General features: G+C 43.2%; 24 protein-coding genes, 1 tRNA gene and 1 rRNA gene. 16 read left to right on the forward strand and 10 right to left on the reverse strand.

Going from position 1 to position 26,436, the window contains the following annotated elements; genetic code table 11:
- The 8 genes from N2317_03905 to N2317_03940 all read right to left on the reverse strand — a co-directional run.
- Positions 1–268: ribosomal RNA gene (locus N2317_03905) — 16S ribosomal RNA — on the reverse strand; the annotation flags it as partial.
- Between the two features lie 252 nt (positions 269–520).
- Entirely contained in the window at positions 521–1,807 is a 1,287-nt protein-coding gene (gene tyrS, locus N2317_03910; GenBank protein ID MCX7816642.1) for a tyrosine--tRNA ligase, read from the reverse strand.
- A gap of 15 nt (positions 1,808–1,822) precedes the next feature.
- The gene (locus tag N2317_03915; protein ID MCX7816643.1) at positions 1,823–2,638 is read right to left on the reverse strand and encodes a TIGR00282 family metallophosphoesterase; all 816 of its coding nucleotides are present in this window, start codon (positions 2,636–2,638) and stop codon (positions 1,823–1,825) included.
- Positions 2,628–4,187 carry a ribonuclease Y gene (gene rny, locus N2317_03920; GenBank protein ID MCX7816644.1) on the reverse strand — a complete coding sequence of 520 codons (1,560 nt, stop codon included), beginning with the start codon at positions 4,185–4,187 and terminating at the stop codon, positions 2,628–2,630. The genes N2317_03915 and rny overlap by 11 nt, the downstream gene beginning before the upstream one ends.
- 225 nt (positions 4,188–4,412) lie before the next feature.
- Entirely contained in the window at positions 4,413–4,694 is a 282-nt protein-coding gene (locus N2317_03925) for a cell division protein ZapA (GenBank protein ID MCX7816645.1), read from the reverse strand.
- An 18-nt stretch (positions 4,695–4,712) separates the two neighbouring features.
- Entirely contained in the window at positions 4,713–4,988 is a 276-nt protein-coding gene (locus tag N2317_03930) for a hypothetical protein (protein MCX7816646.1), read from the reverse strand.
- 60 nt (positions 4,989–5,048) lie between these two features.
- A complete protein-coding gene (gene dusB, locus N2317_03935) occupies positions 5,049–6,017 on the reverse strand; it encodes a tRNA dihydrouridine synthase DusB (protein ID MCX7816647.1) in 969 nt (322 codons plus the stop codon).
- Positions 6,018–6,022: 5 nt separating this feature from the next.
- Entirely contained in the window at positions 6,023–6,757 is a 735-nt protein-coding gene (locus tag N2317_03940) for an NTP transferase domain-containing protein (protein MCX7816648.1), read from the reverse strand.
- Positions 6,758–6,863: 106 nt separating this feature from the next.
- On the opposite strand from N2317_03940, the gene purD reads away from it, so the two are divergent.
- The 11 genes from purD to N2317_03995 all read left to right on the forward strand — a co-directional run bounded on the left by purD (position 6,864) and on the right by N2317_03995 (position 18,567).
- Positions 6,864–8,198, forward strand: a complete 1,335-nt coding sequence (gene purD / locus N2317_03945; GenBank protein ID MCX7816649.1) for a phosphoribosylamine--glycine ligase — start codon at positions 6,864–6,866, stop codon at positions 8,196–8,198.
- Positions 8,199–8,220: 22 nt separating this feature from the next.
- Positions 8,221–9,786: a bifunctional phosphoribosylaminoimidazolecarboxamide formyltransferase/IMP cyclohydrolase gene (gene purH / locus N2317_03950; GenBank protein MCX7816650.1), complete on the forward strand. Its 1,566-nt coding sequence runs from the start codon at positions 8,221–8,223 to the stop codon at positions 9,784–9,786.
- A gap of 18 nt (positions 9,787–9,804) precedes the next feature.
- Entirely contained in the window at positions 9,805–10,308 is a 504-nt protein-coding gene (gene purE, locus N2317_03955; GenBank protein MCX7816651.1) for a 5-(carboxyamino)imidazole ribonucleotide mutase, read from the forward strand.
- The gene (locus N2317_03960) at positions 10,305–10,937 is read left to right on the forward strand and encodes an L-threonylcarbamoyladenylate synthase (protein MCX7816652.1); all 633 of its coding nucleotides are present in this window, start codon (positions 10,305–10,307) and stop codon (positions 10,935–10,937) included. The genes purE and N2317_03960 overlap by 4 nt, the downstream gene beginning before the upstream one ends.
- A gap of 44 nt (positions 10,938–10,981) precedes the next feature.
- Complete coding sequence (locus N2317_03965) at positions 10,982–11,749, forward strand: glycosyltransferase family 2 protein (protein ID MCX7816653.1); 768 nt, start codon at positions 10,982–10,984, stop codon at positions 11,747–11,749.
- A gap of 85 nt (positions 11,750–11,834) precedes the next feature.
- Positions 11,835–12,482, forward strand: coding sequence for a TetR/AcrR family transcriptional regulator (locus tag N2317_03970; protein ID MCX7816654.1), 648 nt, complete (start codon positions 11,835–11,837; stop codon positions 12,480–12,482).
- An 18-nt stretch (positions 12,483–12,500) separates the two neighbouring features.
- Positions 12,501–14,360, forward strand: coding sequence for an acyl-CoA dehydrogenase (locus tag N2317_03975; GenBank protein MCX7816655.1), 1,860 nt, complete (start codon positions 12,501–12,503; stop codon positions 14,358–14,360).
- A gap of 41 nt (positions 14,361–14,401) precedes the next feature.
- Complete coding sequence (locus N2317_03980) at positions 14,402–16,822, forward strand: 3-hydroxyacyl-CoA dehydrogenase/enoyl-CoA hydratase family protein (GenBank protein ID MCX7816656.1); 2,421 nt, start codon at positions 14,402–14,404, stop codon at positions 16,820–16,822.
- A gap of 52 nt (positions 16,823–16,874) precedes the next feature.
- Positions 16,875–18,074 (forward strand): thiolase family protein, encoded by a 1,200-nt coding sequence (locus N2317_03985; protein MCX7816657.1) that lies wholly within the window; start codon positions 16,875–16,877, stop codon positions 18,072–18,074.
- 108 nt (positions 18,075–18,182) lie between these two features.
- The gene (locus tag N2317_03990; GenBank protein ID MCX7816658.1) at positions 18,183–18,443 is read left to right on the forward strand and encodes a hypothetical protein; all 261 of its coding nucleotides are present in this window, start codon (positions 18,183–18,185) and stop codon (positions 18,441–18,443) included.
- Positions 18,444–18,492: 49 nt separating this feature from the next.
- Positions 18,493–18,567: transfer RNA gene (locus N2317_03995), tRNA-Val, on the forward strand.
- Between the two features lie 52 nt (positions 18,568–18,619).
- On the opposite strand, the gene N2317_04000 is transcribed toward N2317_03995, so the two are convergent.
- On the reverse strand, positions 18,620–19,609 hold the full coding sequence (locus N2317_04000) for a KpsF/GutQ family sugar-phosphate isomerase (protein MCX7816659.1): 990 nt from the start codon (positions 19,607–19,609) through the stop codon (positions 18,620–18,622).
- Positions 19,610–19,714: 105 nt separating this feature from the next.
- On the opposite strand from N2317_04000, the gene N2317_04005 reads away from it, so the two are divergent.
- From N2317_04005 to N2317_04015, 3 genes are read left to right on the forward strand one after another with little or no spacing between them, the layout of a single operon-like run.
- Positions 19,715–21,202 (forward strand): transglutaminase-like domain-containing protein, encoded by a 1,488-nt coding sequence (locus N2317_04005; GenBank protein ID MCX7816660.1) that lies wholly within the window; start codon positions 19,715–19,717, stop codon positions 21,200–21,202.
- Positions 21,199–21,927: an ABC transporter ATP-binding protein gene (locus N2317_04010; GenBank protein MCX7816661.1), complete on the forward strand. Its 729-nt coding sequence runs from the start codon at positions 21,199–21,201 to the stop codon at positions 21,925–21,927. The genes N2317_04005 and N2317_04010 overlap by 4 nt, the downstream gene beginning before the upstream one ends.
- Positions 21,927–23,612 carry a hypothetical protein gene (locus N2317_04015; GenBank protein ID MCX7816662.1) on the forward strand — a complete coding sequence of 562 codons (1,686 nt, stop codon included), beginning with the start codon at positions 21,927–21,929 and terminating at the stop codon, positions 23,610–23,612. Before N2317_04010 ends, N2317_04015 begins: the two co-directional genes overlap by 1 nt.
- Position 23,613: 1 nt before the next feature.
- Here the strand turns inward: N2317_04015 and N2317_04020 are convergent, their stop codons facing one another.
- Positions 23,614–24,411, reverse strand: a complete 798-nt coding sequence (locus N2317_04020; protein MCX7816663.1) for an enoyl-CoA hydratase-related protein — start codon at positions 24,409–24,411, stop codon at positions 23,614–23,616.
- A 121-nt stretch (positions 24,412–24,532) separates the two neighbouring features.
- On the opposite strand from N2317_04020, the gene N2317_04025 reads away from it, so the two are divergent.
- Both N2317_04025 and N2317_04030 read left to right on the forward strand, forming a co-directional pair.
- Positions 24,533–25,720 (forward strand): SpoIID/LytB domain-containing protein, encoded by a 1,188-nt coding sequence (locus tag N2317_04025; protein MCX7816664.1) that lies wholly within the window; start codon positions 24,533–24,535, stop codon positions 25,718–25,720.
- On the forward strand, positions 25,707–26,423 hold the full coding sequence (locus tag N2317_04030; GenBank protein MCX7816665.1) for a protein-L-isoaspartate(D-aspartate) O-methyltransferase: 717 nt from the start codon (positions 25,707–25,709) through the stop codon (positions 26,421–26,423). Before N2317_04025 ends, N2317_04030 begins: the two co-directional genes overlap by 14 nt.
- Positions 26,424–26,436 lie beyond the last annotated feature (13 nt).

Raw genomic sequence — 26,436 nt, forward strand, 5'->3', positions numbered from 1 at the left:
CTACCAACTAGCTAATGGTGCGCGGACTCATCCTTCAGCGACAGCTTGCATGCAGAGGCCATCTTTGGCTACTGGACCGAAGTCCAGGAGCATTATTCGGTATTAGCCCACCTTTCGATGGGTTATCCCCAACTGAAGGGCAGATTATCCACGCGTTACTCACCCGTTCGCCACTTTACTCAGGCCCGAAGGCCCTTTCTCGTTCGACTTGCATGTGTTAGGCACGCCGCCAGCGTTAGTTCTGAGCCAGGATCAAACTCTCCAGTTTGTATCCTAATCTCTAATCATTTTTCAAAGATTTGGCCCGACAAATCTGCCATCCCAGTATTCAAATTTCAAAGAACAAAAAACTGAAGCTACACTTTTAGTCGAAACTCAACTTTCAGTCAAGAACTTTTTGCTTATATAATAGCACTCCCTTTTCAATTGTCAAGAGCCTTCTGATTAAGAGAAATTAAAGATAATGAACTTTATTTTTGATCCTACCTATTATACTTCGCTTTGTCAAGACAAAATTATACTACTGATCCCGAACCTGTATTAAGAAATATTTTTTCTTCCCCTTACGCAACATTATCCGTCCTGATCCATCCGCATCTTTGAGACTAACGATCTCATCTACCGTTTTAACTGGTCTCTCATTTACATAAGCTCCCCCCTGAAGAATCAGTCGTCTTGCTTCACTCCTAGATACACATAACCCCGTGCTATGGAAAAGTTCATAGGCCATTATACCGGACTCCAAGATTTCCCTGGATATAAACATCGACGGGATAGCAGAAAGATCATCTTCATCGATGGAACGAGGTATACTACTAGAGGGAAAAACAGCGGGATCAACAGTACGTCCTCTGAACACCCCAATTGAAGCTCTCCAGGCCGCCCTGGCCGCATCTATTCCATGAGTTATTCTCGTAGTCTCGTAAGCCAAAACTGATTTGGCCACATTCAGATCTTCATTAGCAAGTTGGTCAACTATCTCAATTTCCTCAACGGGCAGCGTTGTAAAAAGCAAAAGAAATCGTTTAACATCCTCGTCCTCCGTATTTACCCAGAACTGATAGAACTCATAGGGAGACGTCAATTCGGCATCGAGCCAAACGGTTCCTCTTTCCGTTTTTCCCATCTTATGACCCGATGAGGTTGTTATTAAAGGAAAGGTAACACAATAGGCATCCTTACCTTCGACCCTTCTAATTAACTCGCAGCCCGCAAGCATGTTGCCCCATTGATCGTTACCTCCCATCTGCAGCACACAATCATAATGCTGAAATAGATAAAGGAAATCATAAGCTTGTAGAAGCATATAGTTGAACTCTATAAAGTTTAAACCTTTTTCAAAACGCATCCTATAAGATTCAGCCGCTAACATTCTATTAACACTAAAATGTCTACCAATATCCCTTAGGAATTCTATGTAATTCAGCCTCGTTAACCAATCAGCATTGTTCAACATCAGTGCCTTGTCATCTTTGAAATCAAGATAACGACTCAATTGCCTACGGATGCATTCCGCATTAAAATTCACCTGTTCCTTTGTAAGGATCTGTCGCATTTCTGTCTTACCAGAAGGATCTCCGATTAGCGCCGTTCCACCACCAATCAGCACAATCGGTCTATGGCCACCCTCCTGCACATGCCACAATGCCATAACAGGCACTAAGGAACCGACGTGTAGGCTTGTTGCTGTTGGATCAAAACCAATATAACACGTAATTTGGTCCTTTCCCAGAAGGTCCCGCACCCTCTCGGGTTCATTTACTTGCTCCACAAAGCCTCTTTCCTGCAACACATCAAACACATTCATACAACACCTTTTACATCAACCTTCATCTGGTAATGAAGATGTTAATCCGATGGAGATTCTCTCAATACTAAACGATTTTCCATTTCTTTCATCGACATCGAAAATCACACCCTGGAGACGAACATCCCCCTTCGCGACTTCAAATCTGTTGGGAATCTGTAAGAGGAATCTGTCAAATATAGCTTCCTTCTTTATGCCTATAACAGAATCAAATGGTCCTGTCATCCCAGCATCTGTGATATATGCAGTACCACCCGGTAAAATTCTCTCATCAGCCGTTTGCACATGGGTATGAGAACCAAAAACACCACTAACTCGCCCATCAAGAAACCACCCCATTGCCACCTTCTCCGAAGTAGCTTCTGCATGGAAATCGATAACAATGATCTTTGTTCTAGGTAACAATCTTAAAATCTCTTTTTCCACAGTTCTGAAGGGACAGTCACTCGGTCTCATAAAAACCCGTCCCGCCAGGTTAACTACACCCACATGAGCCCCTGACCTTGTGGGCATTAACACGCTTCCACGACCAGGAACACCCTCAGGATAATTTGCAGGTCTCAAAAGACTCTCGTAGTCCACTATGAATTCCATTGCCTCCTTTTTATCCCATACATGATTCCCTGTAGTGAGCACATCAATGCCATAACTAAATAAATCTTCTACAATGTCTCTCGTTATACCGAAACCTGCCGCAGCATTTTCGCAATTAGCTACCACGAAATCTACCGATTTTTCTTTTATCAATAACGGCAACAATTCCCGAACTGCTCTCCTACCCGGACGCCCAACAATGTCTCCAATGAACATAATCCTCATTTTACCTGGCATAATCAGACACCCTGGTTTCTCGTATGACAGTCACTTTAATCTGACCAGGGTATGTAAGATCCCGCTCGATTTTTTTTACTATCTCTCTGCAAAGCATTACCGCATCATTATCAGAAATCTTCTCATTCTCCACAATAATACGTATTTCTCTGCCCGCCTGAATCGCGTAACACCTATCCACACCACTGAACGAGTTTGCAATCTTCTCTAACTCTTCAAGACGCTTCAAATAACTTTCCAGCATTTCCCGTCTCGCCCCAGGCCTCGCCGCTGACAGCGTGTCAGCCGCCTGAACGAGCACACCTAGCAATGAGCTCGTCCGATCATCATCATGATGAGTGGCTATTGCTTGAACAATCTGCGGTGATTCACCAAATTTACGTGCATACTCAGCTCCTATTGCAGCGTGTGTTCCTTCAACTTCGTGATCCACGGCTTTTCCAATGTCATGGAGAAGTCCTGCCCTCTTTGCCTCTTTAACATTAAGTTTCAACTCAGCTGCCATCATTCCCGCCAGATGGGCCACCTCAATGGAATGTTGCAATACATTCTGTGAAAAACTCTTTCTAAACTTCAGGCTTCCTAGCAATTTTATTAATTCAGGGTGAATATCATGAATTCCCAGATCGAAACATACCCTCTCACCGGTTTCTCTTATAATAGCCTCGACCTCACTTCTCACCTTCTTCACTACCTCTTCGATTCTACCCGGATGTATCCTTCCATCGGAAATTAAGCGTTCCAGTGAGATCCTCGCCACCTCTCTACGCACAGGATCGAAACTGGAAAGGACTACAGCTTCTGGGGTATCATCCACAATCAAATCAACACCCGTAGCCGCTTCTATTGCCCTTATGTTTCTTCCTTCCCTACCGATAATTCTTCCCTTCATTTCCTCATTGGGAAGACTAACTACTGAAACTGTATTTTCGGCTATATAGTCACTTGCATAACGCTGTATAGCGTAGAGGATAATTTCCTGGGCTTTTTTTTCGGCAGTTTTTTTAGTCTCTTCCTCTATCTTTCTTATTATGGATGCGGCTTCTATTCTTGCCTCCGTCTCCATTGAAGTTATTAAAGCGTTCTTAGCCTCTTCCGCTGTCATTCCTGCAATCTCTTCAAGCTTCTTTTTCTGTTCATCCAGCTGCCGCTCAAGACATTCCTCCTTCTTCTGTAACGCGATCTCCTTTGCAACCAGCATTTTCTCTTTGTTTTCTAATACACTCTCCTTCTGCGAAAGAAGATCCATTCTTTTCTCTAAATTCTCTTCCTTCGCCCGAATTTTTTTCTCCAGTATTTCTAATTCCTGTTTATGTTCCTTAGTTTCTTTCTCCAGCTCTGCTCTGATTTTTATAATGTTTTCCCGAGCCTGTAGCAGAACCTCTTTCTTTATATTCTCTGCCTCTTTCTTAGCCTCTTCAACTATCCGGTTCGCTAAAGTTAACGAGTGGGACTCCTTTCTTTTCTGGACAACGTAAAACAGTAAGGCACCTACAGTCATCCCAACGAGTGCTGAAACTATCGTTAACACTAATATGCTCGCTGACAATTAAATCCCTCCTCTCCGTTGAGTTTTCAAATTAAGTCTTGTCAATACCTAAAATCCTTATAACAGGGATGGAGAAAGAGGGAAACCTTAGGTCTGGAAGTAGTGGTTTAGATATTACATCCTCTCAGGGAATTGTTCACTTAAACTTTCCGACTCCGAACCGATATAAACAACCTCCGAAATACTTCCCTTTGCACTTGTAAGTAAACTAAACCCTTACCTATGTTAGAGACTATGATCAATTAGGTCGATCAATTGCTTCGAGCGACGCTCTACAGTGTGTATTGTGTCCTCTTTTTCAGCCTTTAATTTTAAATAATCATCGGCAATATTCAAAGCAATGAGAATTGCAAGATTGAGGGTATCCCAAACAAACGTCTTGTACTTAAGATCCTCAGCCTTTGCATTTACTAAGTCAACCACTTTACGCACATGGTCTTCTTCTGCATCACTCACAACCTCCAATGCTTGCCCTAAAATTTCTATGCAAAAACGCTTCTTCGACAAGCGCCCTCTCGAAGCTGCTTATGTTTTATTTTGAATATCTTCAAGTAAATCTAGCAGAAAATCGACCTTCGAGCGAATGGTTTCTCTCTCCTCAATCAAATCCCTGTTCTTCTTTTTTATTTCCTCTAACTCTAACTCCCTTTGTTTAAGAATCTCCTCATATTCTTTAATTTTTTTTCTCAGTCTCCCATACTCGTTAAGAACCGATTTTATCCGTTCTTCCAGTTCGTTGAATTTCTCAAAATCCACTTCTACACCTGTCAAGTAGTGATCAAAAAGCGAAATTTTTTTCATCAATCCAAAAGTTTTTACACGCTGTTTCTATGCCAAACCCCCCAGATAAAGTCAAGAAATTTAAATGTTAAAAGTAAATCGAGAATGACTTTCTGTAAACAAAATATAGAGTTTTTCCTTTAATACCTCTACATCATCGATCCTGCTAAGCTCATTTCTGAGGCGCGCACTCCCCGGAAGTCCCTTTGTGTACCACAGCAGATGTTTGCGAAAGTTCCTCCAAAGATATCTATTTGGTTCAACCTCCATAATTTTTTGGACGTGATGATTAATGATTGGTAAGCGATCATTTAAAGTCCAAAACTCGCTTCCACATCTTCTCAAAAGATGGGCAAAAATCCACGGCCTACCTAAGGCTCCCCGTCCTATCATTACCCCATCACAACCTGTTTCTGAAATCATCCTCTCCATATCAGAAAGCGTTCGGACATCACCATTGCCAATAACAGGAATCTTAACAGCGTTCTTTACCTCTCTGATTAATCCCCAATCAGCCCTTCCACTAAATCCCATTACGGCTGTTCGGGGATGTACAATTATGGCATCCACACCATTTGCCGCCGCCATACGGGATATTTCTACTACACAGATCTCCTCGTGGTTCCAACCAGAACGAATTTTTATAGTCAGCGGGACTTTGATCTTCTTTCTAACTTCCTGAATAATTTTTTCAGCCCTTCTCAAGTCACGCAGGAGTGCCGCTCCTGCACCTGCCGACACCACTTTTCTGGCGGGACAACCCATGTTAATATCGATAATGTCAGCCCCCATATTCTCCAAAACCTGCGCCGCTTCAGACATGACTACCGGACATGAACCAAATATCTGAACACCAATTGGTCGGTCATCCTCTTCCACAGCAAAAAAGGTACGCTCTGATCCGTTCACAACACCACTAGCACTCAACATCTCCGTATAGGCTAAAGGACACCCAAACTTCCGAACCAAGGCCCGAAAAGGATAATCAGTCACCCCGGCCATCGGAGCAAGAAAAACGTTTCCTTCCAAAACAACAGAACCAATTTTCATGGCAATTAACTGTTCAAACGACCTTTTAGAATCATTTCAGCCTTCACCAGATCTTCTTGTGTATTAATCCCTATGAATTCATGAGGATCTTCAGCTAAAAATGCCTCCACTTTCAAACCCTCTTTCCGCGCAATATATACAATATCAGTCAGATAATACTCTCCCTGAACATTTCTCGGTTGTATGGTTCTAACAGCTCTGAAAAGAAACTTAGTATCAACGAGGAAAATTCCAGTGTTTACCTCTCTTATATCTCGTTCCTCACCTTGGGCATCACTTGCCTCAACAATTTTCAGCACCGAACCATTGTCATCCCTCACTACTCTACCATAACTTCCAGGATCCTCCGGACACGTCGTCATTATTGTGATATGAGACTCTCGACTTCTATGGTATTCGCAAAACGCCTCCAATGTAGACACCCTTATTAGAGGTACATCACCGCATAGGATTAGAACAGAACCCTCATGATGAAGGAAAAGATCCTCAGTCTGTAACACAGCATGACCTGTTCCAAGCTGAGGCACCTGTAATACAAACGTTACATTGTAACTTGAAAATGCCTCCATGACCAAACGCGCTTGATGACCCACCACAATCACCACTTGTTTTGAACCTATCTGTCGCGCGCATTCTACAACGTAAGCGAGCATCGGTCTTCCACACAAAGGGTTTAGAACCTTTGGGAGAGCTGAACCCATACGCTTACCCTTCCCTGCAGCCAAGATTATGGTCCTCAAATCATCCTTCCCCATTGTAACCAGATAAAATTGAGTATTTGACGTAAGTAAGATTTTCCACTAACATAAAATCGCATAATCTAACAACATCGAAGGAGCAATAAAAATGCCCTTGAGAATCTTACTAATTGGTAACGGAGCACGGGAGCACGTTATCGCTGAGACTCTGGTGAAATCAAAAAGAAATCCAGAACTTTATGCATTTATGAAAACCAACAATCCTGGAATTGCAGATCTCTCCTCAGCCACAATGTTAGGAAATTACAGCGATCTTAAAGTCATCGTGGAATTTGCAAAGAAAAACAAAGTTGATTTTGCCTTTATAGGACCTGAAGATCCCCTTAACGAGGGCGTTGTAGATGTCCTTGCAGAAGCAGGTATTCCCAGCATTGGGCCATTCAAAAACCTCGCTCGCCTAGAAACCTCCAAATCATTTACCCGAAACCTCCTCAGAAAACATGGCATACCAGGAAATCCCCACTTCCGTGTTTTCAACAACCTGGAAGGAATCGAAGCCTTTACAAAAACAATTGGATCTTTCGTTATAAAACCTGATGGCCTCACAGGAGGCAAAGGCGTAATGGTGCAGGGAGACCACTTCAACTCGCTGGAAGAAGGTTTGAAGCTCTGCGAGTTTGTGTTAGAAAACCATCCTTGTGTTATTATCGAGGAAAAGGTAGAGGGAGAAGAATTTTCACTTCAGTGCTTCTGCGATGGTAAAACCGTGATTCCTACCCCCCCCGTTCAGGATCATAAAAGACGCTTCGTGGGAGACAAAGGTCCCAACACAGGAGGTATGGGTTCGTATTCATGCGAGGATCACTCCCTACCTTTCTTGGAGAAAGAAGATCTCACCGCTGCCCTGGATATAACATCTCAGGTAGCCAATGCCCTATTCAAAGAGGAAGGCCTTTATTACAAAGGCATCATGTACGGGGGTTTCATAGCAACCAAAGATGGTGTCAAACTCCTGGAGTACAATGCCCGTTTTGGCGATCCAGAAGCGATGAATGTCCTACCCCTTCTCAAAAATGATTTTGTGGACATTTGTGAGGCTATTATTCACGGCAAACTAAACGAAATTACCGTAGAATTTGAAAGAAAAGCAACGGTATGTAAATACATCGTTCCGAAGGGCTACGGACTACCCAAGGACCATCCTGATGCATCTTCTACATCTGCGCGTATAGAAATCGGCGATACAGGGGATGCTAAACTCTATTTCGCATCCATTGACAGAAAAGAGGATGGACTGTATATGACCACATCTCGAGCTATTGGTATTGTGGGTATAGGATCAAATCTCCGTGAAGCAGAAGCAAAAGCAGAAAAAGCTACTAAATCAATACGGGGACCCGTCGACTACCGACCTGATATCGGTACAGAAGAGCTTATAAATAAAAGAATAAAACATATGAGAGATTTAAGAAGAAAGCAGTAGGATCTCAATCAGGAGTCATCGGATGAAACAAAACAAGATTAAAACTGCGCTTATCAGTCTTACCGATAAACAGGGTATTGAAGATTTCGCGAGAGGACTCTTGTCCTTCGGTGTGGAAATCCTATCCACAGGAGGGACTGCTGAGCACCTTAGACGGGCTGGTGTTCCAGTTCTTGAAGTATCAGATTACACCCAGTTCCCAGAAATAATGGATGGCCGGGTAAAAACACTTCATCCGAAAATACACGGAGGCATACTAGCTAAAAGGGATTCACGGGAACATTTGGTTGCTGCAGAAATGCACAACATAAAATTCATAGATATGCTAGTCATCAACCTTTACCAATTTGAGAAAATAATTGCCCGCGAAAATTCAACTCTTGATGAAATCTTGGAAAACATTGATATCGGTGGTCCTGCAATGATCCGAGCCGGGGCAAAGAATTACAAGTATGTCACTGTGATCACAGATCCAGAAGATTACCCTTCAATTCTAAGGGAAATGAACGAAAGCGGTGGGTCTGTATCCGAGGGAACAAACTTCAAGCTAGCGCTAAAAGCTTTCCAACTAACAGCAAGATACGATGGAATAATTTCAAATTACCTTGGTAGGTTAAGATTAGATGGGGAACTACGCCCATTTCCGGAGACCTTTACCTTTCAAGTTTCGCTTGTTCAAGAATTACGTTACGGAGAAAATCCTCACCAGAAAGCGGCATTTTACAGAGAAATTTCGCCAACCCTCTCATCCATCGCATCAGCACGACAGCTTCAGGGTAAAGAGCTGTCCTACAACAATATCATGGACGCTGACGCTGCGTGGCAGGCGGTCAATGATTTCTCACAACCCGCTGCTGTCATTGTTAAGCATGCAAATCCTTGCGGAGTGGCTATCTCAAAAGACCTCAAAGATGCTTTTTTTAAAGCCCTAGAAACAGATCCAGTATCAGCTTTCGGAGGGATTGTAGCCTTTAACAGGCCTGTGGATGCAGAAACCGCTCGATTACTTACAGATATTTTTCTCGAAATAGTTATAGCACCAGCTTTCGAAGAGGATGCAAAGGTAATCCTCTCATCGAAGAAAAACCTACGCATTTTAGAAGTTCCTTGTCTAAGTGCCCCCCCAAAAGGGGACTTCGATTTTAGAAGAGTGGTGGGTGGTTTACTGGTACAGGAGAGGGATTACGATGGTACGGACATCCGTAAGGCAAAAGTGGTAACGGAGAGACATCCAACCGACGAAGAGTATGAAGCTCTAGATTTTGCATGGAGGGTCGTAAAATACGTAAAATCGAATGCAATTGTAGTGGCTACTAAAGATAAACTACTCGGTGTTGGAGCCGGCCAGATGAGCCGTGTTGATGCAGTAAGAATTGCCCTGATGAAAGCTGGATCAGCAGCAAGGGGTGCAGTTCTTGCGTCCGATGCATTTTTCCCGTTTCGAGACAGTGTGGATCTCGCAGCACAGGCAGGTATAACAGCTATCATTCAGCCGGGAGGTTCACTCCGAGACGAGGAGTCCATTGTAGCAGCCAATGAGCATGGTATAGCGATGATCTTCACTGGAGTACGTCATTTCAGACATTAAAAATAGAGGGTAACCACAATGAGTTTACAAAGCAAACCGGTGGTGAGCATTGTTATGGGAAGTGAGAATGATCTCCCTATTATGAGAGAAGCCGCTGAGGTTTTAAAAAAATTCGGTGTTTCTTACGAGTATTTTCTGACCTCAGCCCATAGGTCACCCGAGAGGACTTGGAAATTTGCGAAATCAGCTGAAGAAAGAGGTATAAAGATAATTATCGCTGGTGCTGGTGCAGCGGCGCATTTACCAGGGGTCATCGCTTCCCTTACCACGTTACCGGTCATAGGTGTACCTATAGATTCTACAGCACTGGGAGGACTCGACGCGCTTCTTTCCATAGCACAGATGCCGGGTGGAGTACCCGTAGCAACAATGGCAATTGGAAAAGCAGGTGCGAGAAACGCCGCCCTTTTTGCTATCCGTATCTTATCATTAACGGACGATGATTTGAAAGGTAAACTACAAAATTATTTCAAAGAATTGGCTGAAAATGTAGAACAAAAACAGAAAAGCTTATCCATATGATACTGAAAATTGATCCAGAAAAACCGGAAGATTCTCTCATTGAAAAAGTAATTAGCTTCATGAGAGAGGGTGGGGTTGTCGTTTACCCAACCGAAACCTTCTACGGTCTCGGCGCTGATTATGAAAACAAGCACGCAATTGAAAAGATATTCCATCTCAAGGGTCGCACTTTCAGTAACCCCATAGCCCTTATCGGCAAAGGAAGAGAAGATCTCTTTCTCATTACAAATCAAATTTCAGAATCAGCAAGAAAATTAATAGATGTTTTCTGGCCAGGGCCACTTACACTTGTATTTAAGGCTCTACCCTCAGTTTCATCTCTACTACATGCGGGAACTGGAAAAATAGGCATTAGAGTATCACCCCATCCCATAGCCCAGAAATTAACATCAAACTTGGGAAAACCAATAACAGCCACGAGTGCAAACATTTCAGGCCACAAGGAGTGTCGAACAGCAGCAGAGTTCATCGATCAGGTGGGAATCAGAGACGATCTCATGATCATAGATGGAGGACCTTCACCTGGTGGTAGAGGTTCAACAATTTTGGACGTCAGTTGTGAACCCCCACTCCTTATAAGAGAGGGTGCGATTCCATATGAGAAGATAAAATCGGTTATTCAAACTTGAAAGTCCTCGAATATGAAACTGTAAACACGAGAAAAAGCCAGCCAATGCTTCTCGGCAAAAAGATTATCGTTGTGATGCCAGCATACAATGCTGCAAAAACAATCCTAAAAACCCACGAAGAAGTCTTAGCTCAGGGTATTGTGGATCTTGTCATTATAGTTGATGACGCCAGTTCAGATAAAACAGTTGAAATTGCTCGAACTTTACCTAAAACAAAAGTTTATGTTCACGAAAAAAACAGAGGATACGGGGCAAATCAAAAAACATGTTACAAACTCGCCCTAGAAGAGGGTGGGGATATAATAATAATGGTACACCCCGATTATCAATACACACCAAAGTTGATCCCTGCTATGGCCTATTTAATAGCAAACGGCCTCTATCCCTGTGTAATCGGATCCCGCATACTCGGCGGCTATGCCTTGAAAGGAGGAATGCCCTGGTGGAAATACGTAGCAAACAGAGTTCTTACATTTGCGGAAAACATAATTATAGGTGCAAAACTTTCAGAATACCATACAGGATACAGAGCGTTCTCCAGAGAGACTCTGCTATCCATACCATTCGACAAAAACTCGGATGATTTTACGTTCGACAACCAGGTATTAGCTCAGATCCTCTGGAAGGGTTATACTATAGCAGAAATAAGCTGCCCAACCAAATACTTCGAAGAAGCCTCAAGTATAAACTTCACCCAAAGTGTACGCTACGGTATAGGATGTCTAGCCACAGCATTTACATTCCGTCTGAGTAAAATGGGTATACTTAAATCCCCACTTTTCATCAGCGATCACGTTCACAATAAAAAATAAGCTTGACGGAAAAAATTTTTTTTGCCATTTTATGACCTGCGGTCAAAAAATGACCATTGTTCACTATAAGAAGGTCTTATCTTCAATGGGAACTGCGGACAGAAAAAAAAGAGAGAAAGAAAACAAAAAAAATACCCTTTTAAAGGTAGCCCGAAAACTCTTTCTTACGAAAGGTCTTCGCTCGGTAACTATTGAAGAAATAGCAAGGAAAGCAGAAATTAGTAAAGGTGCGATCTATCTACTGTTCCATTCAAAAGAAGAGATTTACACACAGATACTTTTAAACGACGTGGAGAAGTTCCATCAGAAGGTGTCAGCTCTGATACAGCATGAACAAACTGCTAGTGATGCGCTGGTACGTTTTGCCGAATTTTACGTGGACTTTTTTCTCCAGGATCGGGAGCTTTTCCGCATACTTATCACCTACATGCTACACACAGAAGTGATGAAACTATCGGAGGACATGGATAGAAAACTTGTGAGTGCCACTAACAGAACAGTTAATATCATCGAAGATATACTTAATTATGGCATCTCGTCGGGTGAGTTTCACTCAAGGATAGACGTACGTACCTGCCGAAACGTCATATGGGGTTTGTTGAATGGCATCATTGCCCTGCACTTGTTTACGGGCAAAGAATCAAAGAGGGAGGAAAAAATACGCAACACAGTAAGAGTAGGTTTAGAATCAATTTTGAATGCCCTAAGAACAGGGTCTAATGCAGCACAATAATCTACAGGAGGGCATTATATGGGTAATGGTTTGGTAAATACCAGAGATCAACAATTCCTCTTATTTGAGCAGTTCAACATTCAGGACTTCCTTGGAAAAGAACCTTACGAGGAATACTCAAAGGATACGGTGCTCATGATACAAAACGAAGCAGAAAAAATGGCAATTAACACCATACTTCCTACATTCTCTCAAGGTGACCGTGAAGGCTGCCATATAGACGAAAGAGGACAAGTGAGGGTCCCAAAGTGCTTCCACGATGCATTCAAAAAGTTCTGTGATGGTGGGTGGTTGGCGATGGTGAGATCACCAGAATATGGAGGACAGGGGATGCCGTTCACAGTAGCCCTAGCTTGTTCGGAATATTTTGCCGCAGCCAATTTTTCATTTCTAATGTACGCAGGTCTCACCAGTGGAGCTGCCCATCTAATAGAACTGTATGGAACAGAAGAAATGAAAAACAAATATCTTTACAAGATGTATTCCGGGCAGTGGGGTGGAACCATGTGTCTGACAGAACCGTGGGCGGGCACAGATGTTGGGGCGTTGAGAACCACTGCAAAACGTCTACCTGATGGTAAATATCTGATTTCAGGCACTAAATGCTTTATATCAGCAGGAGATCACGACCTAACGGAAAACATCATTCACACTGTCCTTGCCCGTATAGAAGGAGATCCTCCTGGGACTGCAGGCATCTCGATTTTTGTGGTTCCCAAGATACGTGTAAACGAGGATGGTTCACTCGGCGAACCTAACGATGTAAAAACAGGCAATGTGGAACACAAGATGGGTATTAAAGGATCAGCAACTTGTACCCTGGTCTTTGGTGAGGACGGAAATTGCATTGGTGAACTTCTAGGAAAAGAAAGAGAAGGAATGAAAATAATGTTCAATCTCATGAATGAGGCACGTCTAGAGGTGGGACTCCAATCCCTCGGACACGCATCTGCCGCTTATGAACAGGCCCTTCGATACGCAAAAGAAAGGATCCAGAGCATCCCGATATGGGAAATGAAAAACCCCGACGCCAAACCCGTTCCCATAATTATGCATCCCGATGTGCGCAGAGATCTACTTTGGATGAAAGCTTTCGTAGAGGGGATAAGGGCCTTGAATTATTTTGCCGCGTATTCCCTAGACAAGGTAAAAACCTCTAAATCAGCTGAAGAGAAAGCAAAATATCAGGGATTCGCCGATCTTCTTATACCCATCTGCAAAGCCTACTCTTCAGATATGGCCTGTTTGGTAACTTCAAAAGCAATTGATGTCCACGGTGGTTACGGATACTGCCAGGAATATCCAGTTGAACAGCACATGCGGGATGTTAAAATCGCCACCATTTACGAGGGCACCAACGGCATCCAAGCCCTCGATCTTGTGGGAAGGAAACTCGGACAAAATAAAGGGCAGAACGTGATGAATATGGCAGCAGAAATACAGTCTACAATAAATAAAACGATGATAATCCCGGCCCTTGCAAAGTACTCATCAAAACTTGAAGAGGCATACCGGGCCTTCGCAGACCTCACTACGACGTTTGCAAATCTAGGTAAAAGTTCAAGCTTCCTCATACCCATCCTTTACGCCTCACCCTACCTGGAGATATTTGGCGATCTGCTCCTCGGTCATTTTCTGCTGTGGGGTGCGGAAATCGCCTATAGAAAACTTGAGGCCATATATGAAGCTGAGGGAGCGGATACCATAGGAAAAAAACGAGCCCTTGTGCATAAAAACGCTGATGTGGCCTTCTACGAAGGGAAAATAGCTGCAGCTAAATTTTTTGCCGTGGAAGTGTTGACCACTGTTAAGGCGCGATGTGAGGCCATTAAAATGGGTGAAAAGATACCTATGGAATTGGCAATTGAATCTTTTTAAGACTAACTGCGAAACGATGCCTAATGATGAAGGAGGAAATCATGGATTATGAAATCAAAAAAGCGGCCGTTTTGGGCGCGGGGGTTATGGGAGCCGCAATCGCTGCCCACCTTGCCAATGCTGGAATACCATGTTACCTGCTCGACATCGTACCACCCGAATTGACAGAGGAAGATAGAAAGAAAGGTTTAACAGACCAAAGTAAAGAGTGGAGAAACAAGTTTGCCGCGAATGGTTTAGCAAATGCTTTACAGTCAAAACCGGCAAGTTTTTTTAGTAAGAAAAAAGCATCTCTCATAACGATAGGTAACTTTGAAGATGACCTCGAAAAGCTGCAAGAAGTGGACTGGGTCATTGAAGCTGTTGTAGAAAACCTTAAAATCAAACAAGAACTTTTGGCCCGGGTTGAAAAAGTCATCAGCCAAAACTGTATAGTTTCCACCAACACATCAGGGATCCCAATTAGAGAGATATGCGCCAACCTCGGCAAAAATATGAAGAGAAGATTCCTCGGAACTCATTTCTTTAATCCTCCAAGATATATGAAACTCCTGGAAATAATTCCAGGACCGGAAACGGATCAAAATGTCATTGATTACATGGTTAAGTTCGGCGAACAGGTTCTTGGCAAAGGGGTTGTTATCTGCAAAGACGTTCCAAACTTCGTAGGTAACCGTATAGGGGCCTTCGACATTGCCAACGCGATAAGACTTACCATAGAAAAAGGATTCAAAATCGAAGAAACAGACACAATCCTGGGAAAGGCTGTAGGAAGACCAGGATCTGCTATATTCGGAACTCTAGACATCGTTGGTCTAGATACTGCCTACCACGTAATGAAAAATCTCTACAACGCAGTTCCTCACGACGAAGCTCGTGGGCTTTTTGTCCCTCCCCCGTTCCTCGAAAAAATGATGGAACTTAAATGGTTGGGAAACAAAACTAAACAGGGTTTCTACAAAAAAATCCCTGAAACTAAGGGCAAAAGAGAAAAAATGGTATTAGACTACAATACAATGGAGTACTTACCCGCCAGTAAACCGAAATTTGAATCCATATCGCTTGCCAAAAAGAAAGCAGATGAAGGACCAGCGGCAACTGTTAAAATCGTTTTCAACGGAAACGACAGGGCTTCCGAGTTGGTAAGAGAATATCTTTGCAACAATTTCATTTACGCGGCAAACAGAATTCCAGAGATATGTGATACTATCGTAGCCATCGATAACGCCATGAAGTGGGGATACAACCACGCCCTTGGACCATTTGAAACCTGGGATGCTCTAGGCGTACGTAACGTTGTGGGTGTAATGAAACAACTAAATTTGCCCGTCCCAGAAAAAGTTGAGGAAATGTTGTCACTTGGCTATGAAAGCTTCTATCTACGAAAAGAGGATGGCCTCTACTGCTATGATTTCGAGAAAAAGGGATACGTCAAAGTTGAAGAGAACCCGCGAATAATCATACTGGCTAATCTCAAAGATAGAAACAAAGTTATTGTCTCCAATCCCGGCGCATCACTGATAGACATAGATGATGGTGTTGCCTTGCTCGAGTTCCACACTAAGATGAACACTGTGGATGACCAGATCATTTCCATGATAATGAAGAGTTGTGACATAGTTGAGAAGGACTTTCTCGGTCTTGTTGTAGGAAACAACGGACCTCATTTTTCAGCAGGTGCAAACCTATTCAAAGTGCTAACACTAATCCAGTTGAACGATTGGGACATCCTGGAACAGATGATAACCGATTTCCAGAATGCTAATATGCGGATGAAGTATTTGTCTAAGCCGGTTGTTATGGCACCAGCTGGCCTAACACTCGGTGGAGGTTGCGAAATGGCAATGCATGGGGCGAAATGTCAGGCATGCGCAGAAACGTACATGGGGCTGGTAGAAGTGGGAGTTGGGGTGATACCCGCAGGCGGCGGTTGTAAAGAACTCATGGTACGTCTCACAGAAGGACTACCCGAGGGTGTTGTGGAAGCAGGTCTGAATCTCCAAACTATTTATGCAAAAGCTTTTGAAAACATAGGAATGGCAAAGGTATCGTCCAGTGCCCAAGAAGCTATGGAACTGGGTTATCTCCGCAAAACTGATGGAATCTCCATGAACAAAGATCAGCAGTTGTGGGATGCTAAAGAGGTTGTTCTTGGTCTATCAAGGTTCTACAAAAAACCTGAACCAGCCCGTATTCCCGTTATGGGGGAAAACTTGAGAGGAATAGCAGAAGCTGTTCTGTACAATATGTACCACGGCAACTTCATAACCGAATATGACATACACATAGGGAGAAAATTGGCCTATGTACTATCCGGTGGGGACTGTCCCGAAGGCACTTTCGTCACGGAACAGGACATACTGGAACTAGAAAAGGAAGCTTTCCTCAGTCTTGCAGGTGAGAAAAAAACACAAGACAGAATAATGCATATGTTAACAACAGGAAAACCCTTGCGTAACTGAGGAAATCGAAACCTGAACAAACTTTTTCCTTTTAAACTTGGAGGTAATAAAAATGACAGACGCCGTTATCATCGATGCTGTAAGGAGTCCGGGAGGCAGATACAGAAGAGGGGGGCTTGCCGCAACAAGAGCAGAAGAATTCGGCATCCAGGTAGTTAAAGGTCTCCTCAAAAGAGTGCCCCAGCTCCCCCCAGAGGACGTAGATGATTTGATTGTGGGTTGTTCTTTTCCCGAAGGCGAAACTGGTATGAACTTAGGTAGAATCCTAGCCATAGGCGCTGGTCTTCCCATATCCACATGCGGCATGACAATAAACAGGTTTTGTTCGTCAGGCCTCCAGTCCATTGCTGATGCCACTGCTAAGATAAAAGCGGGATGGTCAGATGTTATTATCGCTGGGGGATGTGAAACAATGACCCACATCCCGATGGGAGGTAGTGTTTTCCGTCCCGATCCCGATTGGAAATTCGATGGAAGCATGCCAAATCTTTACATCGCTATGGGCGTTACAGCAGAAAACGTGGCTGCCAAATACAACATTTCAAGGGAAGATCAGGACCGATATGCCATGGAAAGCCACAGAAGAGCCTATGAGGCTCAAAAAACAGGTAAGTTCAACGACGAAATTATACCGATAACCGCATACAGGTACAAAATCCTCAAAAATGGAAAACGTGTAAGAGAAACCTTCGTTTTTGAACAAGATGATGGCATCCGTTGGCCAACCACTATGGAAGACCTCGGAAGGTTAAAATCTCCTTTTAAGGTTGGTGGAACAGTCACGGCAGGTAACGCCTCACAGATGACAGATGGGGCTGCCTTCGCCCTAGTTATGTCAGCTGATAAGGCGGAAAAACTAGGAGTAAAACCTATAGCCAGATTGGCATACTATGCAGTTGCCGGTTGCCCCGCTGAAGAAATGGGAATCGGTCCAGTATATGCCATACCTAAGGTACTGAAGATGGCAGGCATGAGTCTAAAGGATATAGATCTATTCGAAATAAACGAAGCCTTTGCTTCGCAGTTTATATATTGTTGCCGTGCTCTAGGTATAGAGGACCGATACTGGGCTGGAGATGTGAACCCAAACGGTGGTGCAATTGCCCTCGGACACCCCCTAGGTTGCACAGGGGCGAAACTAACCGCTCAGCTGATATACGAAATGAAACGACGGGGTAGCAAATGGGGCATTGTCTCCATGTGCATTGGCGGTGGCATGGGTGCCGCTGGAATTTACGAAATGCTTATATAAAACCCTTCTTCTCAGAAACCCCATTCAGTTATTGGATGGGGTTTTTTGTTGAATTGGGGAAGAAAAGAATTTAAAATTGAAATAATCTCATTGTCAAAGGCAAATAAAATGGGTACCTTCAAGAAAAACATGGAAGAGTTTAGAAAGGAAATGGCCATTCTCGAAGCTAAATCCGCCGCAGCCATAGAGTCAGCTTCGAAAACTGAAATGCGAAAAAGAGAAGAACCCCTAACAGTCGACAAAAGTAGTTCATCGAGGAGCGAAGCTCAAATGCCCGCTAACCTGCAAAAGATTTGGCCCACAATCATTGCCGTTCTCATGGCAATTACCATGTTACTACTGTCTCTGTTAACCTGGCCGCAAAGATAAAACTTTGGCCTTGAAAAGGAGACATCTTTGATGTATAAATTGAGTCAACGGGCGGTTAACTCAGCGGGAGAGTGCTACCTTCACACGGTAGAAGTCACTGGTTCAAATCCAGTACCGCCTACCATGAATACGAAAGGCCAGTTTTAAAACTGGCCTTTGATTCTTTAAGGAAGGCTTTAGACAGAAATTCTTATTGTTCCGCCCCGACCTAAAATGTCGTGTAAATGTATGTAACCCCGCAACCTATTATCTTGGTCAATTACCACTAGGGTCGTTATTTCCAACCGCTGCATAGTCTCTATGGTTTCCGCTATGGAGGTATTTTCGTCAATCGTCTTGGGATTTCTAGTCATAAACTCGTCAATGGGTTTATCCATAAAAGCCCGCCCACGGCGAACCAAGCGACGAAGGTCACCGTCAGTAAGTATTCCCTTCAAAATATCATTACCATCCACTACGAGCACAAACCCTCTGTTCTTATTGTCCATCTCTTCAATAGCCACGTTTACGGGGGTCCCCGAGATAACTTTAGGAACCATGGCACCCTGTATCATTATATCGCGGACTCTGCTCCTCAGGCGTGCGCCAAGATGACCTCCGGGGTGAAATTTGAAGAAATCTTGTTCCTTAAAATTTCTTTTGTGGACTAAAGCTATGGCAAGAGCATCACCCATAGCAAGTGCCGCGGTGGAACTGGAAGTAGGCGCAAGACCAAAGGGGCAGGCTTCACGTTCAACACCAACGTCAACAATCACATCACTCATCTTTGCCAGGGTTGAATCGGAACGACCTGTAAATGAAATCACAGGTATTCCAATCTGACGAATATTTTTTACAATGGTATTAACCTCATGTGTCTCGCCGCTGTTAGAAATCGCAAGGATAACATCATCTTTCGTAACTATGCCCAGGTCACCGTGCAAACCCTCTACAGGATGAAGAAATATAGCGGGAGTTCCTGTGCTTGTCAGCGTTGCTACAATCTTTCTCCCCACGAGGCCTGATTTTCCCAATCCCGTAACTATAACCCTGCCTTTCGAGTCAAGTATTGTATTCACAGCCTTTACAAAGGATTCATCAAGTCTATCCACTAAGGCTAGGATACTCTCAGCCTCGATTTTTAAAACATTCCGTGCGTGATTCAGTGTATCTTTTTCCTCTTCCATAGGGGCGGTCCCTACCAAAAATATTTGCACATAGCAAGACCATTTTTAGGATCGAATTGACAAAATAAACAATACGCGTAATAAAACTTTCTAAAACACTGGACCATGAACGGAAGACTGAGATGGCACCATATAGCCGGGGGGTTGTGTATAACCTTCTTCCTTTTCCTCCTTCTCATAAAACTAAACTACATCGTGGCTGAAGACACACCATCCCCTCTATCCAATCCTGTCTCCAAAACAGGCAAAATCCATGAAGATGAATCATGGATGAGCATTTATAGAGAAGGACAGAAAGTGGGATATTGCCATCGTGTTTTTACGCGAGAGAATGGAGGATACAGAGTTTCGGAAGCAATATTCCTAAGGATAAATGCCATGGGCACCGTTCAAGCTGTTAAACTCTCCACCAAAGGAAGACTGAATAGAGATTTTACCTTGTCCTCCTTTGAAATGGAACTTCAGTCGAACTTCTCCAGTTATGAGGCCCGTGGCAGAATTCAGGGGAGAAGACTAATACTTGAAGCAGGACCAAAAGGTATGTCCAGACGATACGATCTGATCCTAAAAGAAAAACCATACATGTCAACAGGTCTTAGAGAAGTGCTCCTCCAAGGAAATTTAGAAGAGGGGAAAATCATCTCTATACCTATCTTCGACCCCGCAACACTGGGAACCGTTACAGTAAAGATTACAAAAGTGGGTAAAGGTAGGATTAAAATGAGAGATAGATATATGGATCTCACAAAAATTTCAATTGACTTTAAAGGAGCAACACAACTCGCATGGATAGACGATCATGGCCGCATTATGCGAGAAGAGGGAGCAATGGGGTTTGTGTTAGAAAGAACAACCAAAGAAGAGGCTTTAGCAAGCATTATCGAAGATAATACAGGTAGCACGGACATAGTATTCTCAGCTTCCGTGCTTCCGAATTTACCCATTCCAAATCACAAAAACATAAGCATATTGAAAATAGAGCTTATCATACCCTATGCGGAGAGGTTCGCCTTACATGGTGGCCGCCAAATTTGGGATGGTAAAACTCTAACCATAGTTAAAGAAAACCTCCCAGTAGACGGCAGTGAATCAGGTGATCTGGGGAACCCTGAATTTTTCCTAAAACCATCTCCTTTTATTCAGTCCGATCATCCAGAAATAACAGATGCAGTCAACAAAATATTGGGAAAAGAAAAGGATGACATGGTAAAAGCGAGGAAAATTGTATCTTGGGTTCATAAAAACATTGAGAAATGTCCTGTATTTGCACTTTCGAATGCCCTAGAAACGCTAAATAGGAGAATGGGAGACTGCACAGAACACGCTGTTCTTGTAGCAGCATTTGGAAGGGCAGCGGGTATACCAACAGCAGTGGAAACAGGCCTCGTCTACCAAGAAGGGCGGTTTTACTTTCATGCATGGAACGCATTTTACATAAAAAATCTCAAAAAATGGATCACAGCTGATGCAGTCATGGATCAAATTCCCGCAGATGTCACTCATATACGGTTCATAAGGGGGGATTTAGAAAACCAGATAGATCTAATCAGTTTAATCGGTCAAATCCATATCAGAATACTGGAGATGAAGTGATTCACTTGCACGAACTCACAAAGAAATACAACAACTTAGTTGCAGTTGATCGTCTATCACTGAAGGTTGAAAGAGGGGAGTTGTTCGGCTTTATAGGACCAAACGGTGCAGGAAAGACAACAACCATAAGAATGCTCGGGGGAGTACTCAAACCCACGTCCGGTTCTATAATTATTGATGAGATTTCGATGGAGGAAAATCCCATAGAAGCTAAGAAGAGAATTGGCTTTATACCGGACAGACCCTATATTTACGAAAAACTCACGGGAATGGAATTTATGATGTTTTATGCCGATCTTTACAGACTTGGAAAAGGAGCAGAAAAAAAAGCTATTGAACTTCTCGAGCAATTTGGATTGGACCAATGGAAGAATGAGCTAATCGAGTCATACTCCCACGGTATGAAACAACGTCTCATAATTGCCAGCGCCCTCCTTCATAATCCCTTGGTTATCATTGTAGATGAACCGATGGTGGGACTCGATCCAGCAGCAGTGAAAATGGTTAAAGACATATTCCGCGAACAAGTCCGAAAAGGAAAAACAATTTTTTTATCTACTCATACCTTAACTGTGGCCGAAGATCTATGCGACCGTATAGGCATAATCGACAGAGGTAAGTTAATAGCCCTAGGGACAGTGGGTGATCTAAAGAAAATTGCCAGTGTCGGAGAAGGTGATCTTGAAGAAGTTTTTATCAAATTAACACGGGAAATTTCCGGGTAATGCATTGCTTTTTGGTGCTCCTAAGGCCCCGCATTCTGTCATTTCGTTTACTAACAAAAACCAAAAAAGAAACGATAACTCGGTTCATCTTTTTCGCGCTAATGACAATAGTCCTTTGGGTCGGAATCTTCGTTTTTTTCCACAGAATTCTTAGCTACTTCCAGCGCACCGAAGTTATTGGGAACATACTGGCATCCAAACTCCTCTACATGATAATTGTAACCTTATTTACGCTTCTCATATTCAGTAGCATAATCATACTTCTCACCAGACTTTACCTCAGTGCGGACCTCATTTCCATTCACGCTCTTCCTGCAAAGCCTGAAGAGATTTTTCTCACCCGATTGACGGAAAGTTTCCTCGATAGCTCATGGATGGTAGTACTTTTTGGTTTTCCGGTCTTATTGGCGTACGGAAAAGTTTTCCATGCATCCTTCCACTACTACCCACTCACATTAATAACAATTATATTTATGTGTATCACAGCAGTATGCATCAGTGCGATTCTCGTTCTTCTAGTAACCGTTCTGCTTCCCGCAGGTCGACTGCGTGTCATCTTTATCCTCATAGGAACTATCCTAATAACCACTCTAATATTCGCAATCCGCTTACTGAGACCTGAACAGCTCGTTAACCCGGAAACTTTCCTTTCGCTTGCTGTCTATCTTCGCACTATGGAGGCAATCCCCACACCTGCATTCCCTACCACCTGGATTTATGACGCCATAATGGGTATCTTATTGGGAGATCTTGGCCAATCTATCTTCAACATAGCCTTGATTGGTACCTTTTCTATAAGTCTTATATTCGTTTCCACCTGGTGCTCAGCATCAATCTACTTCACTGGTTTTTCAAAGGCACAGACAACTTCACAAACCCTCTTCCGACCCCTACTTAGAAACGGATACAGCAAACGCGCCTTTTCCTTTTTACCTCCACCTATCAGGGGGTTAGTAATAAAAGAGATTATCACTTTTTGGCGAGACGCGAGGCAATGGCCTCAGGTGTTTCTCATTGCCGCTCTGATAATTATATACCTGTACAATTTCGCCGTTTTACCTATCGATAAAACACCTCTAAAGGCGTTCTATCTCCAGAACATCCTATCTTTTATGAATATGGGACTCGCCACATTTGTCATGGCTGCCATCGCGGCCCGTTTTGTGTTTCCTGCTGTGAGCATGGAAGAGAAGGCTTTCTGGATCGTAAAATCTGCGCCCATTTCCCTGCAATCCATCCTATGGGTAAAATTCGGTGTATACCTCATACCACTCTTTCTGCTTGCCGAGTTTCTGACTGTGGTCTCAAATATCCTCCTAGGTGTGACTCCATTTATGATGGCTCTCTCAACAGTAACGGTGCTCCTTATGACACCCGCAGTTGTTGGCCTTGGAGTTGGCATTGGTGCTGCCTTCCCTGACTTTTCATCCGAAAACCCTGCACAATCCATAACCAGTTTTGGTGGTCTACTCTACATGACTCTTTCCATAATCTTCATCGCAATAGTGATTCTACTGGAATCACTTCCGGTGTACCATTTGTTCCTGAGATATTTCACTGGAAAAACAATTACACCTGTCCACCTGCTTTTGACAACTGTATCATTCGCTGTGGTTATAATTCTCTGTCTCCTGACCACCGTCTTGCCCATAAAACTGGGAGCTAAAAAGTTAAATGACTTATAAACTAACCCTTTTTTGCCAAAACCTCTCTTATCTTTTGAAGATTGAGAAAAGCGGCATTCCAGCTCGCAACGTACTTCATACCATCCAAAACACCGTGATCATCCATGTAGTTCAAAATGTGTTTGGCTCCCATTACAGCTTCTCTGGTATTGGAAGCTATTTCCATCGCGAGGTAACAAGCCTCTCTCATTAATTCTTCACGATTATCATAGAGACCATTTAAAAGTCCCATGAGCCTTACCTCTTCCGCAGAGAAATCCCGACCTGTAAAAGCCATCATCCGGGTATTGCCCTGACCTATAATCTTAGGTAACCTATTTAGACTCCCCATATCGGCCACAATGGCAATCCGTGTTTCCCGTAGCGAAAATATTGCATCCCTTGTAGCTAAACGTAAATCGCAGGCTGCTATCAGATCTAGTCCCCCACCGATACAATAACCATGAACAGCAGCAATGTAGATATTCTCTCCATAAGCTATTCTGTTGAACCCTTCCTGCATCTGCAGAATAAGTTTATAGAGATCCTCCCTCTTTTCTGGACTTTTCCCTTCCAGTATATCTTGGAAACGAGTGAAAAAGTCATACACATCAAGCCCCACGCTAAACGCACGCCCTTTACCAGCTATGATGACCACACGGACCTCAGGGTCCTTTTCCAAATCATTTATAACAAGAGGAAGATCACTCCAGAAAGACCAGTTCATGGCGTTCAATTTTTCGGGGCGATTCAGGTAAACCACCGCTGTTTGTTTGGCAGGCACTTTCTCCACAAGAAAAAAAGGATACGTTCCATCCATAAAAACACCTCCAGGTTTTTATCCGTTAATAGCACAACATCACTTTCATCGGCTAATCTATTCTTGTCATGGAATATTTAAGGTGCGTTATGATATTATAGAAAACTCAACGGATACCACCATGAAAAAAGGGAAATTTACTGCGATAATAATACTCATCCTCTCAACACTCATGCCTGTGGAGCACACAATGGGGAACTCTACCTTTCAAAGTGAAAAAACGTGCAATAAATCAGAGCGAAACATTGACGTTAGAGTCCTCATACAGTCAGGGGCGGAGATTGTAAAGGTAAAAGCCCATAATGCTATCAAAATCAAAGGGAAAAATGGGTATTACTCCATCCTATACCAGGAGGGAAAAGACACTCTAACTATAAATGCAAAGGACCTGAAAGAAGAACTTTACCTTTCAGATACAAATGGAGAAACTGTATCAATAAACGGTAAACTGTACAGAGGAACCCTCAGGATCATTCCCAGGGGAGAATCCATGGAAATAGTGAATATCTTGCCGCTAGAGGATTATCTCCGCGGAGTTTTACCTCTCGAGATATCACACAAATGGCCTCCTGAAACACTTAAGGCCCAGGCCGTAGCTTCTAGAACCTTTACAATACACAATCTGAAAACGAATATAAAAGGAGATTATGATTTGCAGGCAAACATTTTATCACAGGCATATGGCGGAGCTGGAGTGGAAAAGGAAACAACCGACAGAGCCATCAAAGAAACGGAAGGAATGGTTGTTCTTCACGATAACAAAATAGCCTTAACCTATTTTCACGCCCATAGCGGTGGCTATACAGAAGATGCCAAACGTGTGTGGTCTGTTGATCTTCCGTATCTTAGATCAATGCCGGACAAGTATACAGAAATAGCCCCACCTATGGATTGGACATACACTCTCTCAGAGGAAACAATAAGGGATCTCCTCAAAAAGAACGGAAAACTTATAGGTTACATAGAGGCTATTATACCCGAAGATATAGGACCTTCAGGACGGGCAAGATTGATTAAGATAGTTCACAGCGAGGGAGAAACCACGATCTCCAGTAATACCTTTCGACTATATCTCAATCCGCTACTTATAAAAAGCACAAATTTCAACGTGGAAAAAAAGGATAACAACTTCACGTTTAAAGGAAAAGGTTTTGGACATGGGGTAGGAATGAGCCAATGGGGAGCCTACGTCATGGCAAAGGAAGGTTACTCATTCACTGACATCCTCTCGTTCTATTACCCGGGAACAGAAATCAGCTGTATTAATGAAACAACGATAGATTATCCCAGTGATGATGAACACCAGTAATGTCATATCACTGCTATTTAGATTATTCCTGCTTTCTTTATGCTTTTCCCCAACCCTATTGGCCGCGAACTGGGATAAAGCCCGCGAATCCATGGTAAACAACCAGATCATTCAGCGCGGCATTAAAGACAAAGCTACAATTCAAGCGATGAGAAAAGTCCCGAGGCATGTTTTTGTACCTGCCACGTGGATTAATTCGGCTTACGATGATCACCCTCTTCCTATCGGATATGGACAGACAATCTCCCAGCCGTACATTGTAGCTTATATGACTGAGATAATTAAACCAAAACCCACTGATAGAATCCTGGAGATAGGAACCGGTTCGGGATACCAGGCAGCAGTGCTCGCAGAAATCGTAAAAGAGGTGTTCACGGTTGAAATAATACCAGCTCTAGGGAAGCAAGCGGAGGAAAGGTTAAAAAAACTGGGGTATAGAAACATAGAGGTTAAAATAGGAGACGGCTTTTATGGATGGCCAGAAAAATCCCCGTTCGATGCTATAGTTGTTACTGCTGCCTGTGAATACATTCCTCCCCCCCTTATCCAGCAATTGAAAAGAGGTGGGAGAATGGTAATTCCGGTGGGCTCACCATTTTTCGTTCAGACATTAATACTGGTAGAAAAAGACGCACATGACCAAATCTACACGAAAAATCTTATGCCCGTGCGTTTCGTACCTTTAACACGGGCAAAAAACTGAATTTTAAATGGGA

It is taken from the genome of Syntrophales bacterium, assembly GCA_026417625.1.
Classification (GTDB): Bacteria; Desulfobacterota; Syntrophia; order Syntrophales; family UBA8958; genus JAOACW01.

Excerpts from the sequence above, each read along its gene's own strand:
- tyrS (MCX7816642.1), bottom strand. The coding sequence starts at position 1,807 with ATGAATGTGTTTGATGTGTTGCAGGAAAGAGGCTTTGTGGAGCAAGTA.
- N2317_03915 (MCX7816643.1), bottom strand. The coding sequence starts at position 2,638 with ATGCCAGGTAAAATGAGGATTATGTTCATTGGAGACATTGTTGGGCGT.
- N2317_03930 (MCX7816646.1), bottom strand. The coding sequence starts at position 4,988 with ATGAAAAAAATTTCGCTTTTTGATCACTACTTGACAGGTGTAGAAGTG.
- dusB (MCX7816647.1), bottom strand. The coding sequence starts at position 6,017 with ATGAAAATTGGTTCTGTTGTTTTGGAAGGAAACGTTTTTCTTGCTCCG.
- purD (MCX7816649.1), top strand. The coding sequence starts at position 6,864 with ATGCCCTTGAGAATCTTACTAATTGGTAACGGAGCACGGGAGCACGTT.
- purH (MCX7816650.1), top strand. The coding sequence starts at position 8,221 with ATGAAACAAAACAAGATTAAAACTGCGCTTATCAGTCTTACCGATAAA.
- purE (MCX7816651.1), top strand. The coding sequence starts at position 9,805 with ATGAGTTTACAAAGCAAACCGGTGGTGAGCATTGTTATGGGAAGTGAG.
- N2317_03960 (MCX7816652.1), top strand. The coding sequence starts at position 10,305 with ATGATACTGAAAATTGATCCAGAAAAACCGGAAGATTCTCTCATTGAA.
- N2317_03965 (MCX7816653.1), top strand. The coding sequence starts at position 10,982 with ATGCTTCTCGGCAAAAAGATTATCGTTGTGATGCCAGCATACAATGCT.
- N2317_03970 (MCX7816654.1), top strand. The coding sequence starts at position 11,835 with ATGGGAACTGCGGACAGAAAAAAAAGAGAGAAAGAAAACAAAAAAAAT.
- N2317_03975 (MCX7816655.1), top strand. The coding sequence starts at position 12,501 with ATGGGTAATGGTTTGGTAAATACCAGAGATCAACAATTCCTCTTATTT.
- N2317_03980 (MCX7816656.1), top strand. The coding sequence starts at position 14,402 with ATGGATTATGAAATCAAAAAAGCGGCCGTTTTGGGCGCGGGGGTTATG.
- N2317_03985 (MCX7816657.1), top strand. The coding sequence starts at position 16,875 with ATGACAGACGCCGTTATCATCGATGCTGTAAGGAGTCCGGGAGGCAGA.
- N2317_03990 (MCX7816658.1), top strand. The coding sequence starts at position 18,183 with ATGGGTACCTTCAAGAAAAACATGGAAGAGTTTAGAAAGGAAATGGCC.
- N2317_04000 (MCX7816659.1), bottom strand. The coding sequence starts at position 19,609 with ATGGAAGAGGAAAAAGATACACTGAATCACGCACGGAATGTTTTAAAA.
- N2317_04005 (MCX7816660.1), top strand. The coding sequence starts at position 19,715 with ATGAACGGAAGACTGAGATGGCACCATATAGCCGGGGGGTTGTGTATA.
- N2317_04015 (MCX7816662.1), top strand. The coding sequence starts at position 21,927 with ATGCATTGCTTTTTGGTGCTCCTAAGGCCCCGCATTCTGTCATTTCGT.
- N2317_04020 (MCX7816663.1), bottom strand. The coding sequence starts at position 24,411 with ATGGATGGAACGTATCCTTTTTTTCTTGTGGAGAAAGTGCCTGCCAAA.
- N2317_04025 (MCX7816664.1), top strand. The coding sequence starts at position 24,533 with ATGAAAAAAGGGAAATTTACTGCGATAATAATACTCATCCTCTCAACA.
- N2317_04030 (MCX7816665.1), top strand. The coding sequence starts at position 25,707 with ATGAACACCAGTAATGTCATATCACTGCTATTTAGATTATTCCTGCTT.